Source organism: Streptomyces albireticuli, from assembly GCF_021228125.1.
Taxonomy (GTDB): Bacteria; Actinomycetota; Actinomycetes; order Streptomycetales; family Streptomycetaceae; genus Streptomyces; species Streptomyces albireticuli.
In genome coordinates this window covers 30,534-47,043 of the sequence record NZ_JAJQQS010000002.1, presented here as the reverse complement: position 1 = coordinate 47,043, position 16,510 = coordinate 30,534, and the positions used below count along the sequence as shown (strand labels likewise).

The 16,510-nt window shown below is 71.8% G+C and carries 17 protein-coding genes and 1 pseudogene; 9 read left to right on the top strand and 9 right to left on the bottom strand.

The genetic code is table 11. From position 1 onward, the window contains the following. Positions 1-185 precede the first annotated feature (185 nt). Together LUZ64_RS00365 and clpS are read right to left on the bottom strand one after the other, a co-directional pair. The gene (locus LUZ64_RS00365; protein WP_095580336.1) at positions 186-779 is read right to left on the bottom strand and encodes a DUF2017 domain-containing protein; all 594 of its coding nucleotides are present in this window, start codon (positions 777-779) and stop codon (positions 186-188) included. After that, complete coding sequence (clpS, locus tag LUZ64_RS00360) at positions 779-1,090, bottom strand: ATP-dependent Clp protease adapter ClpS (RefSeq protein ID WP_087930643.1); 312 nt, start codon at positions 1,088-1,090, stop codon at positions 779-781. The genes LUZ64_RS00365 and clpS overlap by 1 nt, the downstream gene beginning before the upstream one ends. Positions 1,091-1,254: 164 nt before the next feature. Here clpS and LUZ64_RS00355 point away from each other — a divergent pair, with 164 nt between their 5' ends. Continuing rightward, positions 1,255-2,583, top strand: a complete 1,329-nt coding sequence (locus tag LUZ64_RS00355) for a nicotinate phosphoribosyltransferase (RefSeq protein WP_095580338.1) — start codon at positions 1,255-1,257, stop codon at positions 2,581-2,583. 223 nt (positions 2,584-2,806) lie between these two features. Then, entirely contained in the window at positions 2,807-3,400 is a 594-nt protein-coding gene (locus LUZ64_RS00350) for an isochorismatase family protein (RefSeq protein ID WP_095580340.1), read from the top strand. Positions 3,401-3,437: 37 nt separating this feature from the next. Here LUZ64_RS00350 and LUZ64_RS00345 read toward each other — a convergent pair whose 3' ends face one another. Together LUZ64_RS00345 and LUZ64_RS00340 are read right to left on the bottom strand one after the other, a co-directional pair. Further along, positions 3,438-3,779 carry a hypothetical protein gene (locus tag LUZ64_RS00345; RefSeq protein WP_095580348.1) on the bottom strand — a complete coding sequence of 114 codons (342 nt, stop codon included), beginning with the start codon at positions 3,777-3,779 and terminating at the stop codon, positions 3,438-3,440. A 211-nt stretch (positions 3,780-3,990) separates the two neighbouring features. Then, on the bottom strand, positions 3,991-6,366 hold the full coding sequence (locus LUZ64_RS00340) for an immune inhibitor A domain-containing protein (RefSeq protein ID WP_232390304.1): 2,376 nt from the start codon (positions 6,364-6,366) through the stop codon (positions 3,991-3,993). 357 nt (positions 6,367-6,723) lie between these two features. On the opposite strand from LUZ64_RS00340, the gene LUZ64_RS00335 reads away from it, so the two are divergent. Then, on the top strand, positions 6,724-6,996 hold the full coding sequence (locus LUZ64_RS00335) for a hypothetical protein (protein WP_095580342.1): 273 nt from the start codon (positions 6,724-6,726) through the stop codon (positions 6,994-6,996). Here LUZ64_RS00335 and LUZ64_RS00330 read toward each other — a convergent pair. Both LUZ64_RS00330 and LUZ64_RS00325 read right to left on the bottom strand, forming a co-directional pair. Beyond that, a complete protein-coding gene (locus LUZ64_RS00330; protein WP_095580344.1) occupies positions 6,982-7,713 on the bottom strand; it encodes an RDD family protein in 732 nt (243 codons plus the stop codon). The genes LUZ64_RS00335 and LUZ64_RS00330 overlap by 15 nt on opposite strands. Before the next feature lie 65 nt (positions 7,714-7,778). After that, positions 7,779-9,002 (bottom strand): RDD family protein, encoded by a 1,224-nt coding sequence (locus LUZ64_RS00325; protein ID WP_308251436.1) that lies wholly within the window; start codon positions 9,000-9,002, stop codon positions 7,779-7,781. Between LUZ64_RS00325 and LUZ64_RS37435 the strand changes: the two genes are divergently transcribed. After that, a complete protein-coding gene (locus LUZ64_RS37435) occupies positions 9,001-9,318 on the top strand; it encodes a hypothetical protein (RefSeq protein WP_308251437.1) in 318 nt (105 codons plus the stop codon). The two genes, LUZ64_RS00325 and LUZ64_RS37435, sit on opposite strands and share 2 nt — an antisense overlap. On the opposite strand, the pseudogene LUZ64_RS37430 reads toward LUZ64_RS37435, so the two are convergent. Further along, positions 9,273-9,368, bottom strand: a pseudogene (locus LUZ64_RS37430) (DUF2510 domain-containing protein); the annotation flags it as partial. The gene LUZ64_RS37435 and the pseudogene LUZ64_RS37430 overlap by 46 nt on opposite strands. 380 nt (positions 9,369-9,748) lie before the next feature. Here LUZ64_RS37430 and LUZ64_RS00320 point away from each other — a divergent pair. Further along, on the top strand, positions 9,749-10,159 hold the full coding sequence (locus LUZ64_RS00320) for an SsgA family sporulation/cell division regulator (protein WP_095581164.1): 411 nt from the start codon (positions 9,749-9,751) through the stop codon (positions 10,157-10,159). A gap of 93 nt (positions 10,160-10,252) precedes the next feature. On the opposite strand, the gene LUZ64_RS00315 is transcribed toward LUZ64_RS00320, so the two are convergent. Together LUZ64_RS00315 and hppD are read right to left on the bottom strand one after the other, a co-directional pair. Next, positions 10,253-11,620 carry an FAD-binding oxidoreductase gene (locus LUZ64_RS00315; RefSeq protein WP_095581165.1) on the bottom strand — a complete coding sequence of 456 codons (1,368 nt, stop codon included), beginning with the start codon at positions 11,618-11,620 and terminating at the stop codon, positions 10,253-10,255. A gap of 118 nt (positions 11,621-11,738) precedes the next feature. Further along, a complete protein-coding gene (hppD, locus tag LUZ64_RS00310) occupies positions 11,739-12,881 on the bottom strand; it encodes a 4-hydroxyphenylpyruvate dioxygenase (protein WP_095581166.1) in 1,143 nt (380 codons plus the stop codon). Positions 12,882-13,002: 121 nt separating this feature from the next. Between hppD and LUZ64_RS00305 the strand changes: the two genes are divergently transcribed. From LUZ64_RS00305 to LUZ64_RS00290, 4 genes are all read left to right on the top strand, one after another. Continuing rightward, positions 13,003-13,470 carry an Lrp/AsnC family transcriptional regulator gene (locus tag LUZ64_RS00305; protein ID WP_095581167.1) on the top strand — a complete coding sequence of 156 codons (468 nt, stop codon included), beginning with the start codon at positions 13,003-13,005 and terminating at the stop codon, positions 13,468-13,470. A gap of 66 nt (positions 13,471-13,536) precedes the next feature. Next, a complete protein-coding gene (locus tag LUZ64_RS00300; RefSeq protein WP_095581168.1) occupies positions 13,537-14,184 on the top strand; it encodes an ABC transporter permease in 648 nt (215 codons plus the stop codon). Continuing rightward, on the top strand, positions 14,177-15,481 hold the full coding sequence (locus LUZ64_RS00295; RefSeq protein ID WP_095581169.1) for a betaine/proline/choline family ABC transporter ATP-binding protein: 1,305 nt from the start codon (positions 14,177-14,179) through the stop codon (positions 15,479-15,481). The genes LUZ64_RS00300 and LUZ64_RS00295 overlap by 8 nt, the downstream gene beginning before the upstream one ends. Next, positions 15,478-16,392: an ABC transporter permease gene (locus tag LUZ64_RS00290; protein WP_095581170.1), complete on the top strand. Its 915-nt coding sequence runs from the start codon at positions 15,478-15,480 to the stop codon at positions 16,390-16,392. The genes LUZ64_RS00295 and LUZ64_RS00290 overlap by 4 nt, the downstream gene beginning before the upstream one ends. Positions 16,393-16,510 lie beyond the last annotated feature (118 nt).

Here is a 16,510-nt window from a genome sequence, read left to right as displayed (position 1 = left end):
ACCACTGGCGAAGTAGGACAAAAGTAAAAGTGGCGACCATAGGCCGCCACCACAGTGACGCGATCGTTATCCGAAAATGAGCGTTCGCTGAGCGGACACTCATGTCATGTTCATGAAAATTGCCCTATGAATTCATGACATACGGGCCCGCGGGGAACCCCGGACCGCCCCTCGGAGACCCGTCCCTACCCCGTCATCGCCTCGATCAACGTCTCTTGCAAGCCACCGAGCCAGAGATAGGCCATCACCATCGGCTTGCGCGGGTCCTCGTCCGGCAGCCGGAACAGCTCCTCGGTGTCGTCGTCCTCCCGCACCTCCAGCCGGGTGCCGATGGCGAGGCGCAGGTCGTTCAGCGCGCCGAGCCAGCGCCGGCACTCCTCCGGCGCCAGCCGCAGCACGGCACCGCCGCCGCCGGCCGGGGACAGGGTGTCCAGCGAGCCGACGACGCCCAGGGCGTCCTCGCGCTTGCGGGCGCGCAGGTCGTTCTCGGTGTAGCGGCGGAACTCGGAGGCGTACGCGCGCTCGCGCCGGTCCTGCTCGGCGCCCGGGTCGCCGTAGGCGTCCGGGAAGAGGCGGGCCAGCGCGGGGTCGGCGGGCGGCTCGCTCGGACCCTCGGCGAACAGCCGGGCCAGCGGGTCGGCCTCGTCCGGGCCCTGGCTCTCGCCCGGCCCGATCAGCTCCAGGAGCTGCACGGCCAGGCTGCGCAGGATGGAGATCTCGACCTCGTCCAGGGCGACGGCGGCCCCGCCGCCGGGCAGCGGCTCGAAGTGCCCGGCCATCAACGGTCCTGCGACAGGGTCGCCCAGAGGCCGTAGCCGTGCATCGCCTGCACGTCACGCTCCATTTCCTCGCGGCTGCCGCTGGAGACGGTGGCGCGGCCCTTGTGGTGGACGTCGAGCATCAGCTTGTGCGCCTTGTCCTTGGAGTAGCCGAAGTAGGCCTGGAACACATAGGTCACATAACTCATGAGGTTGACGGGATCGTTGTGGACCAGGGTCACCCAGGGAACGTCGGGCTCGGCCACGGCGAAGGGGGATTCGCCCGTCTCGGGTCGCTCGATCTCGACCGGTGCAACACTCACGCTTCCCATGCTGCCACTCACGGCCGCGCGATGCACAAAGGGGTCCCCACCCGGCACCGTGTCCGGCCGGGACCCGGCTCCGGCCGGGCTCCGGGCCCGTCGTCACCGTGCCCCTCGTCATGTCGATCACAGAAATCGTCACTCTGACGAGTATTGGGGGTAGCATCTGGACCATGAACGCTGCGGACTTGAGGCTGCCGGTGGACGTGCCGTCGACGGCCCTCTTCACGGACCGGTACGAGCTCACGATGCTGCAGGCCGCGCTGCGGGCCGGCACGGCCGACCGGCGCTCGGTCTTCGAGGTCTTCACCCGCCGGCTGCCCGAGGGCCGCCGCTACGGCGTCGTCGGGGGCACCGGCCGGGTGCTGGACGCCGTCGAGAACTTCCGGTTCGACAGCGGGGTGCTGGACTTCCTCGCCGACCGGCGGATCGTGGACGAGCCGACGCTCGCGTGGCTCGCCGACTACCGCTTCCGCGGGGACATCTGGGGCTACCCCGAGGGCGAGGTCTACTTCCCCGGCTCGCCGGTCCTGCGGGTCGAGGGCACCTTCGCCGAGGCGGTCCTCCTGGAGACCGTCATCCTGTCGATCCTCAACCACGACTCGGCCGTCGCCGCCGCGGCCTCCCGGATGGCCGTCGCCGCGGGCGACCGGCCGCTGATCGAGATGGGCGCCCGGCGCACGCACGAGCTGGCGGCCGTCGCCGCCGCCCGCGCCGCCTACGTCGGCGGCTTCGCCTCGACGTCCGATCTCGCGGCCGGCTTCCGATACAACATTCCGACCGTCGGCACCAGTGCGCATGCCTTCACACTGCTGCACGACAGCGAGCGGGACGCCTTCCGGGCCCAGGTCGACTCCCTCGGTGGAAGCACGACCCTGCTCGTCGACACCTACGACGTGACCGAGGCCGTCCGGATGGCCGTGGAGATCGCCGGCCCGGAGCTGGGCGCCGTCCGGATCGACTCGGGCGACCTGCTGCTCCTGGCCCACCGGGTGCGGCAGCAGCTGGACGAGCTCGGGGCGGCCAAGACGAAGATCGTCGTCACCAGCGACCTGGACGAGTACGCCATCGCCTCGCTGGCCGCCGCCCCCGTGGACGCGTACGGCGTCGGCACCCAGCTGGTGACCGGCAGCGGCCACCCCACCTGCTCGATGGTCTACAAGCTCGTGGCCCGCGCGGACGCGGCCGGCCCGGACGCCCCGCTGCGGCCGGTGGCGAAGAAGTCCATGGGCGGCAAGACCTCCATCGGCGGCCGCAAGTGGGCGGCCCGCCGGCCGGACGCCGACGGCGTGGCGGAGGCCGAGGTCGTGGGCACCGGCCCGGTGCCCGCGGAGCTCGCGGACCGGCAGTTGCTCGTCCAGCTCGTACGGGGCGGCGAGACCGTCGCGCGGGAGCCCCTGGACGCGGCGCGGGACCGGCACCGGGCGGCGCTGGCCGGGCTGCCGATGTCGGCGATACAGCTCTCGCGCGGCGAGGCCGTGCTGCCGACCGAATACATCTGAGCCCCCTCCCCGAGCCCCCTCCCGGAGACCCCGGCGGGAGGGGCCGGGGAGACGCCGGAAGGACGACCGGCGGCACCATGGGAGGGGGGTCGTGCGCCCCCGGTGCGCCGGACACCCTCTCCCATTACGCCGGAGGAGTCACTACCCTCGGTCACACAGCGACTTGATCCGCACTCTTGATCCGCACTGTCGGCCGAGGGCCCTTCCCTTAAGGATCCGCACTATGCAGCGTGCACTGATCGTCGTCGACGTGCAGAACGACTTCTGCGAGGGCGGCAGCCTCGCGGTCGCCGGCGGCGCCGACGTCGCCGCGGCCATCACCGACCTGGTCGGCGAGGCGTCCGCGGGCTACCGCCATGTGGTCGCCACCCGCGACCACCACATAGACCCGGGTGACCACTTCTCCGACCACCCGGACTTCGAGCGCTCCTGGCCCGCGCACTGCGTGGCGGGCACGGAGGGCAGCGGCTTCCACCCGAACTTCGCGCCGGTGATCGCCTCCGGTGCCATAGACGCCGTCTTCGACAAGGGCGCCTACACCGCGGCCTACAGCGGCTTCGAGGGCACCGACGAGAACGGCGTCTCCCTCGCGGACTGGCTGCGGGAACGGGGCGTGACCGAGGTCGACGTGGTGGGCATCGCCACGGACCACTGCGTGCGGGCCACGGCGCTGGACGCCCGCCGGGAGGGCTTCGTGACGCAGGTCCTGCTGGACCTCACGGCCGGGGTGGCCTCCGGGACCACGGAGCGGGCCCTGGAGGAGCTCCGGGACGCGGGCGTGGAGCTGAGCGGCAAGCCGGTCGTCCAGGGCGGCTGAGCCGGTCCCGGGCCCCTCGCGGCCGCCGGGGCGCCCGTCAGCCCCCGGAGGCGCCGTGCCCCGCGGGCTTGCGTAGGAGGCTCCGTATCGGGTGCCAGGACTCCGTGTCGTCGTCCGGGGCCGCGCGCCAGACCAGGCCGTCCGGGTGGTGCAGGACCGCCGTTATCTCGTCCGGAGTGGGCGGCTCGGTGTTCCCCCGCAGGTAGACCGCGCGCAGGCCCAGGTTGCGGAGCCGGGTGAGGGCCCGCTGGCGGTTCACGGCGTGCACCAGGACCCGGACCCGCCCGCCGGGCGCCCCGCTGCCTCCGGGCGGGCTGGGCAGCGACAGGGCGACGACCACACTGCCGCCCGGGAGCTTGGCGAATCCGCCTCCGGCCACCCACGCCACCTCTTCCCCTCGTCGCGCCCGTGCCGTCCGGCGCCCGGTCAGGGCCTGGTCAGGGCCTGACCGGAAGGCGTCGCGAGCCGGCTCCCGGGCGGGGGTGTCAATAACGGTCCCCCGCCGGTCATCTAAACGCGATCGGCCGCCGCCCGCTAGAGGGCGACGGCCGATACGTCTCTGACCTGCGAGAATGCCGATTTCTCGGGGTTTACTTACCGGAGGGGCCCACCTGGAGGGTCATCGTGGAGCCGCTCGGCGCCTCCGTGAGGATCTTGATCCGGGTGTTGGTGTCAGTAAGCTGCACGCCGCCGGTCGGGTTCGTCTTGTCGTAGTACGAGCCCTTGCGGTCGTCGAAGACCGGCGTGCCCAGCTTGCCCTTGACCCGGGCGGCGACGCCGTCCCGGTGCAGGGTGAAGCCGTCGGCCGGGAACCAGCTGAAGGTCGAGTCGTACGCCTGGACGCCGTTCTTCATCAGCGAGCCGTCGGCCCACTTCTCGGCCTTCGGGTGCGCGTCGACCGGCAGGATGCGGCCGACACCGGGGTGCAGGCCGACGTTGTTGTCGATCTGGGAGGTGTCCCACTTCCAGATCAACAGGCCGTTCTGGTAGGGGAAGTGCTCCACCCAGGACGGGCGGTCCTTGCGCCAGCCGAAGTTGTACGGGCCGACCTTGAGGGTCTTGTCGTACGACACGTACTGACGGTTCTCGGCGATGTAGTACTGCGCGTACTCCTTGGTGAAGGACTCACCGATGCGCGAGAAGCCCTTGGCCGTCCAGCCGTTGTCGTCGCCCTCGGCGCCGTCCGTGAAGAGCGGGGCGCCGTCGGCGGTGAGGGTCAGGGCGTCGGCGGTGAAGCCCTTGCCCGAGGTGCCGCCGTCCGTCAGGTAGCGGAAGCGCAGGTCGAACTTCTTGCCCGCGTAGGCGTCGAGCGGGTACGCGAGCTTCTTGTACGCGCCGGAGACCCCGGTCAGGGCGGGCTTGTCGGCGCCGTCGCGCGGGATGGACTTGCCGTCGGCGGTGCCGTCGAGCGGGGTCCAGTTGGCGCCGCCGTCCGTGGAGGCCTCGACGTACAGGTAGTCGTAGTTGGCCTCGATGTCCCACCAGCCGGAGAGGTCCAGCTGAGCCTTGGACTTGCCGGTGAGGTCGACCGAGCGGGTGAGGGTGTTCTTCAGGTCGTCGCCCTGACCGCCCCACCACTGCTTGGTGCCCTCGGCGGGCTTCACGACGTCGGTCCGGACCGCCTTGGCGGGCAGGTCGACGACGAGCGCCTGCTTGTCCTTGGTGTTGTACTCGGCCACGCCCAGCTTGTGCGTCGACTTCGTCGCCGCCTTCGCCTTGCCGTAGTTGAGCCAGCCGAGCTGGAGCTTGTCCCAGGCGCTCATGTCGCCGGGGAGGTCGCCGATGGAGTCCTTGCCGTTGCCCAGCCAGGAGCCGGAGGACATCAGCGACCAGTAGGCGACGGACGACTCGCCCTTGCCGGTGGTGTCGTACTCGTCGGGGAGGCCCAGGTCGTGCGCGTACTCGTGGGCGAAGACGCCGAGGCCGCCGTTCTCCGGCTGCATGGTGTAGTCGCCGACCCAGATGCCGGTGTCACCGATCTGGGTACCGCCCGCCTTGTTGCCCGCGGGGCCGGTGCGGCCGGTGTCGGCGCCGTAGGCGTACCAGCGGTGGGCCCAGATGGCGTCGGTCTTCTGCTTACCGCCGCCGGCGGACTCGTCCTCGCCGGCGTGCACGATCTGGAAGTGGTCGATGTAGCCGTCGGGCTCGTTGAAGTTGCCGTCGCCGTCGAAGTCGTTACGGTCCCACTGGTCATACTTGGCGAGCTCCGCCTTGACCTCGGCGTCCGAGCGGCCGGCGGCCTTCTGGTCCGCGGCCCACTGGTTGACGCCGTCGCGCACCAGGTCCCAGGCGCTCGGGCAGTTGGTGGAGCCGCAGTAGTTGGAGCCGTAACGGGCCTCGTTGTAGGGGACCTTGACCCAGTCCGTGACCTGGCCCTCGACCGAGTAGCGGCCCGAGGACTGCTTCTCGTAGTACTTGGCGAGGGACTCCTTGTTCTTGTCCTTCGAGAAGTACAGGTCCTGGAAGTGCTGCCGGTTGTAGTCCTTCTGCCAGGCCGTGCTGTTGTCCTTCGCACGGTCCGGCTGGTCTATCCGGTTGTGGGCGGGGCCGGGGGCGCCGCCGAACTTCTTGACGGGCGGCTTGGGGCCGTCGGGGCCGTCCGGGTCGTACATCGTGGTGTCGTCGACCTTGTCGCCGAACTCGACCAGGACGGTGAAGATGCGGTCGGTCTTCTCGCGGGCGAGCTCGACGTACTTGCCCTTGCCGAGCTGGACGACCTTCGACCCGCCGCGCTCCTCGGCGCGGGCGTCACCGGCTATCACCTTGTCGAGCGCGGCCTTGCGCTGCGCCTCGCGCTTCTTGGTGAACGGGCCCTTGAGGTCGTGCTCGACGCCGCGCCCGGTCTGCTCCGGGTCGCCGCGGACGACGCCGGCGGGGTGGTCGGCCCCGCTGCCGCCCGTAGCACCGGCCGCCTGAGCGAATCCGGCCGAAAGGGTCGTAGCGCCCAGCACGACGGCCGTGGCCACGGCCGCGGATCTGGCGACCCTCCGTTGGCTGCTTTTCACTTGTGTCTGTCCTCCCCAGTAACAACTGTGGAGGTATTTGATCGGAGAGGCTCCGGAAAAGACAGACCTTGACTGAAGGCGCTAGAGCAAGTACGTTATCCGACCTTTAAGTTGCGGATTTCGGACATCAACCGGCGCGTTGATCTCACCAGTTGGACAGCGCGATGCCGCCGTGCGCCCCCCGTGCTCCGGTACCGTGGGTTAGGTCACGCTTACCGGGAGTTCCGCTCGGGCAGACAGGACCGTAGAGTCGTTTTGCTGTACGTACCAGCCGACTCCGCTACCCCCCTGTTCATAGCCCCGAGGACGGATCCCGCCATGCCGCGTCCGACTCCCGCACAGATAGCCTATGGATCGGCCACCGTCGTCTTCTCCGCCCTCGCCATGCTGCTGTTCGCGCAGCCCGGCGCCGGGTTCGGGACGGCCCTCATCGCCCTTGTCTCGCTCGCGCTCGGACTCCTCGTCGCCGTCACGGTGCCGGTGTCACGCACGACCGGCCGCGTCCCCCGTGGGGAAGCGGCCGGAGCGCGTGAGCAGCGTGCGCCGCTGCCCGCGGAGTCCAGGGTGGGAGAGCACTCACTGCACCGTTGACACCACCACGGTCTTGGCGGCCTTGTCGTGGATGCACTGGTGATACGGGTCGTCCCAGGTGCACCACAGCACATTGATCAGCCAGAAGACGAAGCCACAGCACGGGACGACCTCGGGCAAGGAGTAGACGGCGGCGCGCGTCCAGCCCGGCCGCCCCTCCGGCACCGCTCCGTTGTCGAGCATCGCCACCCGGATCTGCATGGCCATCTTGCCGACCGTCTGCCCGCGGGTGGTGAGCATCAGGCCCTCGTAGACGAAGTAGACGACCGCGATGATGATGGACAGCCCGGTGGACTTGCCGCTGTCGTCCCAGGGGTCCCAGCCCCAGGTCGCGGCCGAGAAGACGACGGTCACCGGGACGGCGACGAGCAGGCCGTCGATGATCCGCGCGACCAGCCGCTTCCAGCGGCTGGCCAGCGGCGGCATGCCCGCGAGCGGGTCGGCGGCGCCGAAGCCGTCACCGTAGGGGTTGCCCGTCCCCCCGCCCGGGCCGCCGCCGGGGGCACCCGGATAGGCACCGGGACCACCACCGGGGGCGCCCGGATAGGGGCCGGGACCGCCTCCCGGGCCACCGGTGCCGCCCGTCCCGCCGGGGTACGGGGCGCCGGCGCCCTGCCCGCTCCCGGGTGAGGCGCCCCCGCCGGCGCCGCCGTAGGGCGGCGGCTCGGAGGGCCGCTTCTGGAACGGGTCGTCGTCGCGCGGCTGGTCGGTGCTCATGGCCCGAGTAGAACCCAGGCTTCCGGTGACCGCATCCGGCCGTATGCCGTTCGTGTCGCCCGCGCTCAGCCGCTCTTCGCGGCCACGAACGTACGGGCCGCCTTGTCGTGCCAGCACTGCCGCCAGGGCCGGTCGAACAGGCACCACAGGACGCCCAGCACCCCGGCGCCCAGGATGCCGAGCACCCCGTACACCAGCCAGCGGCGGAGCGCCGCCCCGAAGCCGGGGGTGTCGTGCGACTCGATGTCGAGGACGCGCACGCCGCACAGCTTCTTGCCCAGGGTGCGGCCCCATTTGGCAGTGGGCAGCGCCTCCAGGACCACTCCGGCGACGAGGAGCACGGCCAGCACGATGCCGAGGTAGGTGCCGGTGGTGCCGTCGAGCAGCCAGACGGTGACGGTCCGGCCGGACTGCTTGGCCTGCTCGACCTTGGTGTCGATGTGCTCGGCGGCCTTGCTCCACAGGGGCACGGCCGCGGCGGAGACGACGGCGCCCAGGACTGCGGAGTCGAGGAGGCGCGCGGCGAGCCGCCGGCCGAGGCCCGCGGGCCGGCCCTGCTCCTGCGCGGCCCGCAGGAAGGGGTCGTCCTTCGGCGGCTTCCACGGGGCGGGGGCGTCGGCCCCCTGGGGCCGCTGCCGGGCGAGCTGCTGCACCTGCTGGGCCCAGCCGCCCGCAGCGCCGCCGGAGACCGCCGCGGAGCGGTCGGACGCCTGGCGGTCGGACGCCTGGCGGTCGGACGCCTGGCGGTCGGAGGCCGCACGGTCAGGGGCGGAACGGTCGGACGCCGGGCGGTCGGGGGCGGAACGGTCGGCCGCGGGGCGGTCGGTGGAGGAGGGCGCGGGAGCGGGCAGGGCCTGGCGCTCCGGGGCGGCGGGCAGCGGCGCGGGACCGGCCTCCCGGGCCCGGGCGTCGGGCCACACCTGCGGTGCGGGCGCGGCCGCCGCGGTGGTCCGCGGGGGCTGCGCGGCCGTGCGCAGCTGGATGGTGCCCCGGCCGGAGGTGGCCGGGGTGGAGCGGGCGGAGGGCGCCGAGGGGACGACGGGCCGCTCCGGACGGATCGTCAGGGTGCCGTCGGCGCGGACCGGTCGCGGGCCCTCCGGATCCGCGCCGTCCGGGGTGGCGGCCGGGGCCCCGCCGGGCGCGGTGCCGTCCTGGCGGGGGTCGCGGGCGGCCGGGACGGCGGGCTCGGCCCAGCCGCCGCGGCGCTCGGGCGCACCGCCGAACCCCGCGCGCGGATCCGCCGCCTCCGCGCGGGCGTCGCGCAGCGCGGGCTCCTCGTCCAGGAACATGGGCCCGGTCTCCTCGGGCGACTGCCGGGCCGGGGGCATGGCCGCTGCGGCCGACGGGCCCGAGGAGCCCGACGAGGAAGCCGGGGTCTCCGGGGAGGGGAAGGGCGAGGAAGAAGGGGAGGGCGAGGAGGAAGGGGCCGAGGAGCGCCTCGGCGTGGGCGGTACGGGCGCGGCGAGCGCGGGGGCGGCCGGGGCGGCCCCGGGGGGCGGCGCGGGCATCGGCTCGCCCTCGGCGGGCGCGGGCCGGCTCGTGCCGGGCACCCAGGCCGTGCCGCTCCAATACCGGATATACCCAGGAATGGACGGATCCGGGTAGAAACCTTCGACGGGGCTGCTGTCGGCGGATCCTGAGTGAGGAGCGCTCATCGTGTCCGGTGTCCCGTATCTGCTCGGCCGTACTGGGTGTCATGTCTGGGCGGGCGGCTGGCACTGAGCAGTCTGCCGCACGCGCGCGTGCATCCTGCTGCGCGGCTCCGGTCCTCCGTGACCTCAATGCACAAAAGGCAACCCGGGGCGCTCCAGACAGGTCTACCAGACGGCTCTCCACTCTGCGGCCGTCCCGCGGGCGGGACCACTCACACGTGCGACCGGTGGCACGGCGTCAGCGCGCCGTACCCGCCGCTGAAAAGTTCGGATCGATCGGGCGAAGTCGCGTAATGCTGTGGGGGTCGGTGCGCTCCCTCCGGTGCGGGCCCGTTTCGCGAGGTGCCACGCAGCGAGAGAAGCAGAGCAGAGAGGGGCGCATCATGCACACCGTGGTGGAACGAGAGCTGGAGCTCAACCTGGTGCTGTCGCCGGACCACAGCATCCCCGTCCCGGCCCGGCTCAGCTACCGGTCGGCCGATCCGTACGCCGTCCACATCTCCTTCCACGTCACCTCGGACTCGCCGGTGAACTGGACCTTCGCCCGCGAGCTGCTGGTGGAGGGGGTGTTCCGGCCGTCCGGGCACGGGGACGTACGGGTGTGGCCGACGCACGCCGACGGGCGCAGCCTGGTGTGCATGGCGCTGTCCTCGCCGGACGGGGAGGCGCTGCTGGAGGCGCCCGCGTCACCGGTGGCGGCGTGGCTGGAGCGGACGCTGATGGCGGTGGCGCCGGGGTCGGAGCCGGAACGGCTCGCGCTGGACGAGGCGTTGCGCGAGCTGCTGGGCGCGTGAGGGGCGGGGGTTCCTGTGGTACGGGCCGCCGGGCGGGAGTCCGCGGACGGGTGGCCCGGAGGACAGCGGGCGGCCCGGAAGAAGACGGGTGGCTCAGAAGAGCTTGCCGGGGTTGAGGATGCCCAAGGGGTCGAAGACCTGCTTGAGCGAGCGCTGGAGCTCCAGCGCGACCGGGCCCAACTCACGGGCCAGCCAGTCCTTCTTCAGGACGCCGACGCCGTGCTCGCCGGTGATCGTGCCGCCCAGCTCCAGACCGAGGGCCATGATCTCGTCGAAGGACTCGCGGGCGCGGCGGGCCTCGTCGGCGTCGTCGGGGTCGAAGCAGACGACGGGGTGGGTGTTGCCGTCGCCGGCGTGCGCGCAGACGCCGATGAGCAGCCCGTGCTTGTCGGCGATGGCCGCGGTGCCGTCGAGCATGGCGGCGAGCCGGGAGCGGGGCACGCAGACGTCGTCGATCATCGTGGCGGACTTCAGGGACTCCAGGGCGGGGAGGGTCATCCGGCGGGCCTGGAGGAGGAGGTCGGACTCGGCGGCGGAATCGGCGGGCACGACCTCGGTGGCACCGGCGGCGGTGCACAGTTCGGCGACGGCGGCCAGGTCGGCCGCGGGGTCCGGGGTGTCGAAGGCGGCGAGGAGGAGGGCGGCGGTGCTCTCCGGAAGGCCCATGTGACCCATGGCGTTGACGGCCTGGACGGAGGTGCGGTCCATCAGCTCCAGCAGGGAGGGGGCGTGGCCGCGGGCCATGATCTCGCAGACGGCGTCGCAGGCGGCGGCGACGGAGGGGAACTCGGCGGCCAGCGCGAGGTGTTCGGGCGGCGCGGGCTTGAGGGCGAGGACGGCCCGGACGACGATGCCGAGGCTGCCCTCGGAGCCGACGAAGAGGCGGGTGAGGTCGTAGCCGGCGACGCCCTTGGCGGTGCGGCGGCCGGTGGTGAGCAGCCGTCCGTCGGCGAGGACGACGTCGAGGCCGAGGACGTACTCGGCGGTGACCCCGTACTTCACGCAGCACAGTCCGCCGGAGGCGGTGCCGATGTTGCCGCCGATGGTGCACTGTTCCCAACTGGAGGGATCGGGCGGATAGTAGAGGCCTTGTGCGGCGACGGCCCGGGAGAGCTCGGCGTTGACGACGCCCGGCTCGACCACGGCGATCCGGTCGACGGGATTGATCTCGATGACGCGGTCCATCTTGACGAGCGAGAGGACGACGCAGCCGTCGGTGGCGTTGGCCGCGCCGGACAGTCCGGTGCGGGCTCCTTGCGGGACGACGGGGACGCGCAGGGCGGTGGCGGTGCGCATGACGTGCTGCACCTGTTCGACGGTGCGCGGGAGGACGACGGCGGCGGCGGTGCCGGCGTCGCAGAAGCTGGCCATGTCCTTGGCGTACGCGCGTATGACGTCGGGGTCGGTGAGGACGGCTTCGTCGGGGAGGCCGTCGCGGAGCAGCTTGATCAGATCGCCCATGGGGGTTCTCTTCCCCTCCCCGCCCCTTCCCGTAACCGGGACTCCGCCCCGGGCCCCGGTCCTCGCGGGCCGGGCGAGCCGGATTCTCCGGCTCGCCCGGCCCGCGAGGAAGGCGGTGCTAGAGGTTCCCCCTCTTCTCCTGCTCGCGCTCTATCGCCTCGAAGAGGGCCTTGAAGTTGCCCTTGCCGAAGCCCATGGAGCCGTGGCGCTCGATCATCTCGAAGAAGACCGTCGGCCGGTCCTGCACCGGCTTGGTGAAGATCTGGAGCAGGTAGCCGTCCTCGTCGCGGTCGACGAGGATCTTCAGCTCGCGGAGGGTGTCGACGGGGACGCGGGTCTCGCCGGCCCAGTCGCCGAGGGTGTCGTAGTACGAGTCGGGGGTGTCCAGGAACTGCACGCCGGCGTCGCGCATGGCCCGGACGGTGGCGACGATGTCGTTGGTGGCGAGGGCGATGTGCTGCACGCCGGGGCCGTTGTAGAACTCCAGGTACTCGTCGATCTGGGACTTCTTCTTGGCGATGGCAGGCTCGTTGAGCGGGAACTTCACCTTGCGGGTGCCGTCCGCGACGACCTTCGACATGAGCGCGGAGTACTCGGTGGCGATGTCGTCGCCCACGAACTCCTTCATGTTGGTGAAGCCCATGACGTTGTTGTAGAAGCTCACCCACTCGTCCATCTTGCCGAGCTCGACGTTGCCCACGCAGTGGTCGATGGCCTGGAAGCGGCGGGGGCCGGGGGTCACGACCGGCTCGGCGGGCTCGAAGCCAGGGAGGTACGGGCCGGTGTAGCCGGTGCGCTCGACCAGGGTGTGGACGGTCCGGCCGTAGGTGGCGATGGTGGCGAGCACCACCGTGCCGTGCTCGTCGGTGAGCTCGTGGGGCTCCGTCACGCCCGTGGCGCCGTGCTCGACGGCGTAGGCGTAGGCGGCGCGGGCGTCCGGCACCTCGATGGCCAGGTCGACGACGCCGTCGCCGTGCTCGGCGACGTGCTCGGCGAGGAAGCGGCCCCGGTCGGTGGTGGCCTTGATGACGGAGGTGAAGACAAAGCGGGCGCTGCCGGACTCCAGGACGTAACTCGCCGTCTCACGGCTGCCGTTCTCCGGGCCGGAGTAGGCGACGCGCTTCATGCCGAAGGCGACGGAGTAGTAGTGCGCGGCCTGCTTGGCGTTCCCGACCGCGAAGACCACCGCGTCCATCCCCTTGACCGGGAAGGGGTCGGCCTGCCGTGCGGTGTGAAGGGTGTGATCCGTGGTCTGAGTCATGGCCGCAGCGTCCCGCCGATCCACAAGGTGCGCAATAGTTTGCGAATTCCCTGGGCATACTGCATAGCGTACGTGCGGTAACCCCGGACGTTCTGTACATGATGACCATAGGGAGGCGGGCATGGCGATCGATCGTTTGGACGGCAGGCTGATCGAGCTGCTCGCGGAGGAGCCGCGGATCGGGGTGCTGGAGGCGTCCCGCCGGCTGGGCGTGGCGCGCGGCACCGTGCAGGCGCGACTGGACCGGCTCCAGGCACAGGGGGTGATCCGCAGCTTCGGGCCGGAGGTGGACCCGGCGGCGCTGGGCTATCCGGTGACGGCGTTCGCCACGCTGGAGATCAAGCAGGGGCAGGGCGCGGACGTCCGGACGCATCTGGCGACCGTGCCGGAGGTGCTGGAGCTGCACACGACCACCGGGCACGGCGACATGCTCTGCCGGCTGGTCGCCCGCTCGAACGCCGACCTCCAGCGTGTGATCGACCGGGTTGTGGGTTTTGATGGCATCGTGCGGGCCTCCACGGCGATCGTGATGGAGAACGCGGTACCGCTGAGGATCATCCCGCTGGTGAAGCAGGCGTCGGAGGACTGACCGAGGACCGGCGGCCCCCGTCCGGGGCCGGGAGCCGGGGACCGACAGCGGCGAGGAGCGTGCCGGGTGACCTTCTGGGAGTACGTCGGCAGCCGGCACGAGCAGCTGCTGGCGGATACGTACCAGCACGCCAGCGCCGTCTTCCAGTGCATGGTCGTGGCCACGCTGATCGGGGTCGCCATCGGGGTGCTCACCTACCGCAGCGAGTGGGCGGGCAACCTCGCGGTCACCGCGACCGCGACGGTCCTCACCGTCCCCTCCCTGGCCCTGATCGGCCTGCTGATCCCGGTCACCGGCCTGGGCGTGGCCCCGACGGTCACGGCGCTGGTGCTCTACGGGCTGCTGCCGATCGTCCGGAACGCGATCGTCGGGCTGCGCGGGGTGGACCCCTCGCTGGTCGACGCCGCGACGGGCATCGGCATGTCGCGGTTCGCCCGGCTGTTCCGGGTGGAGCTGCCGCTCGCCTGGCCGCCGATCCTCACCGGGATCCGGGTCGCCACCCAGATGCTGATGGGCATCGCGGCGATCGCCGCGTACGCCTCCGGGCCGGGGCTCGGCAACGAGATCTTCCGCGGCATCTCGTCCCTGGGCAGTGCCAACGCGCTCAACCAGGTGCTGGCCGGGACGCTCGGCATCATCGTGCTCGCCCTGCTCTTCGACGCCGCGTACGTCCTGATCGGCCGGCTGACCATCCCTAGGGGGATCCGTGCCTGAGCCCACGCCCGCACCCTCCGGCGCGTCACCCGGCGCGGCCACCGCCGGGAAACCCGCCGGGAAGCCCTCCGGCGCCACGATCGAGCTGGAGAACCTCACCAAGCGCTACCCGGGCAACCCCACGCCCGCCGTCGACTGCGTGAACATGGAGATCAAGGCGGGTGAGCTGGTGGTCTTCGTGGGCCCGTCCGGCTGCGGCAAGACCACCACCATGAAGATGATCAACAGGCTGATCGAGCCGACCTCGGGCCGGATCCGCATCGACGACGAGGACGTCACCGACATGGACCCGGTGAAGCTGCGCCGCAAGATCGGCTACGCGATCCAGTCCTCGGGGCTCTTCCCCCATATGACCGTCGCGCAGAACATCGCGCTCGTACCGCGGATGACCGGCTGGCCCAAGGGCCGGACCGACGCCCGGGTGGAGGAGATGCTCGACCTGGTGGGGCTGGACCCCGGCGAGTTCCGGGGCCGCTATCCGCGGCAGCTGTCCGGCGGGCAGCAGCAGCGCGTCGGGGTCGCCCGCGCGCTCGCCGCCGACCCGCCCGTACTCCTGATGGACGAGCCCTTCGGCGCCGTCGACCCGATCACCCGGGACCACCTCCAGGACGAGCTGATCCGGCTCCAGCACGAGCTGCACAAGACGATCGTCTTCGTCACCCATGACTTCGACGAGGCCATCAAGCTCGGCGACCGGATCGCGGTGCTCCGCGAGCGTTCGCACATCGCCCAGTTCGACACCCCGGAGGCGATTCTCACCAACCCGGCCGACGACTTCGTCTCCGGCTTCGTCGGCGCGGGCGCGGCCCTCAAACGGCTCAACCTCACCCGGGTGCGCGACGTGGAGATCGTGGACGTGCCCACGGCCACCGTCGACGACCCCCTCCAGTCCATCTTCGACAAGCTGCGCGCAGGCACCACCAACGAGGTGCTGCTCCTGGACCGCCACCGCCGCCCGTACAAATGGCTGCGGCGGGGCGACCTGATGCGCGCCCGGGGCTCGCTGGCACGGGCGGGCACCCTCGTGCACGACACGGTCACCCGGGACGCGACGCTGCGCGACGCCCTGGAGGCGGTGCTCACCGACAACGCCGGGCGGGTCGCGGTGACGGGGCGGCGCGGCGAGTACGAGGGCGTGGTCGACATGGAGACGCTGATGAACTCGGTGCACGAACTGCTGGAGGAGGACCGGCTCGACGCGGTCGAGCACCAGCACCGGCTGGAGGAACAGCGGTCCCAGCAGACCCGCCAGGAGCAGGAAGGGATGCCGCCGGGCGAGCCGGAGGACCTCTCGTGACGCGGCGCGGCGACCGGCGCACGCCGGACGCGCGGCCCGCCGGGGAGCACGAGGTGCGGGGCATCGCCTTCCGCGACCCCGGGGAGGCCGTGGAGCCGGAGCCGCCCGAGGAGCCCGGGGCGTCCGCCGAGCGGCTCACCGGTCCCGGCCGGCGGATCACCTGGCAGCGGCTCGTCGTCCTGCCGGCGATCGTGGCCGCCGTCCTGCTGGCGACCTGGCTGTGGTTCCGGGGCGCCGAGCTCGACTCGATCGCCGAGAACTCCCTCGCGAACGGCAACGTCTGGCTGCGGCTGCGCCAGCACATCTCGCTGACCGTCGTCTCGACCTTCTTCGTCCTGATCATCGCGATCCCGCTGGGCGTGCTGCTCACCCGCCGCAGGCTGCGGCCCGCGGCCCCCCTGGTGATGGCCCTCGCCAACATCGGCCAGGCCACGCCCGCCATCGGCCTGCTGGCGCTCCTGGTCATCTGGCTGGGCATCGGCACCCGGGCCGCGCTGATCGGCATCGTCGTCTACGCGGTGCTGCCCGTCCTGTCCAACACCGTCGCGGGGCTGCGGGCCATCGACCCGACGCTGGTGGAGGCCGCGCGCGGGATCGGCATGTCGGCCGCCGGGGTGCTGCGCAAGGTCGAACTGCCGCTGGCCGTGCCGCTGATCCTCGCCGGGGTGCGCACCGCGCTCGTCCTCAACGTGGGCACGGCGACGCTCGCCTACTTCGGCGGGGGCGGCGGGCTCGGCGATCTGATCGCCTCGGGCATCACCAACCAGCGGATGTCCGTGCTGGTGCTGGGCTCGGTGCTGACCGTGGCGCTGGCGCTGCTGGTCGACTGGCTGGCGTCGCTGGCGGAGCTGCTGCTGCGGCCGCGCGGGCTGGAACCGGGCGGACCGGGGAGAGCGGGAGGCGAAGGATGAAAGGCGGGGACGAGGGGCGAGGCGTGGGGGACGACGGATGAGGGACGACGGATGAGGGGCAACGGACGAGGGGCGAGGCGTAAGGGGCAACAGATGAGGAGCGAGGCGTGAGGGGCGA

Bases quoted from the DNA above. Each gene is read 5' to 3' on its own strand.
- LUZ64_RS00365 (WP_095580336.1), bottom strand. From the start codon at position 779: ATGGCCGGGCACTTCGAGCCGCTGCCCGGCGGCGGGGCCGCCGTCGCC.
- clpS (WP_087930643.1), bottom strand. From the start codon at position 1,090: ATGGGAAGCGTGAGTGTTGCACCGGTCGAGATCGAGCGACCCGAGACG.
- LUZ64_RS00355 (WP_095580338.1), top strand. From the start codon at position 1,255: ATGAACGCTGCGGACTTGAGGCTGCCGGTGGACGTGCCGTCGACGGCC.
- LUZ64_RS00350 (WP_095580340.1), top strand. From the start codon at position 2,807: ATGCAGCGTGCACTGATCGTCGTCGACGTGCAGAACGACTTCTGCGAG.
- LUZ64_RS00335 (WP_095580342.1), top strand. From the start codon at position 6,724: ATGCCGCGTCCGACTCCCGCACAGATAGCCTATGGATCGGCCACCGTC.
- LUZ64_RS00330 (WP_095580344.1), bottom strand. From the start codon at position 7,713: ATGAGCACCGACCAGCCGCGCGACGACGACCCGTTCCAGAAGCGGCCC.
- LUZ64_RS37435 (WP_308251437.1), top strand. From the start codon at position 9,001: ATGGGCCCGGTCTCCTCGGGCGACTGCCGGGCCGGGGGCATGGCCGCT.
- LUZ64_RS00325 (WP_308251436.1), bottom strand. From the start codon at position 9,002: ATGTTCCTGGACGAGGAGCCCGCGCTGCGCGACGCCCGCGCGGAGGCG.
- LUZ64_RS00320 (WP_095581164.1), top strand. From the start codon at position 9,749: ATGCACACCGTGGTGGAACGAGAGCTGGAGCTCAACCTGGTGCTGTCG.
- LUZ64_RS00315 (WP_095581165.1), bottom strand. From the start codon at position 11,620: ATGGGCGATCTGATCAAGCTGCTCCGCGACGGCCTCCCCGACGAAGCC.
- hppD (WP_095581166.1), bottom strand. From the start codon at position 12,881: ATGACTCAGACCACGGATCACACCCTTCACACCGCACGGCAGGCCGAC.
- LUZ64_RS00305 (WP_095581167.1), top strand. From the start codon at position 13,003: ATGGCGATCGATCGTTTGGACGGCAGGCTGATCGAGCTGCTCGCGGAG.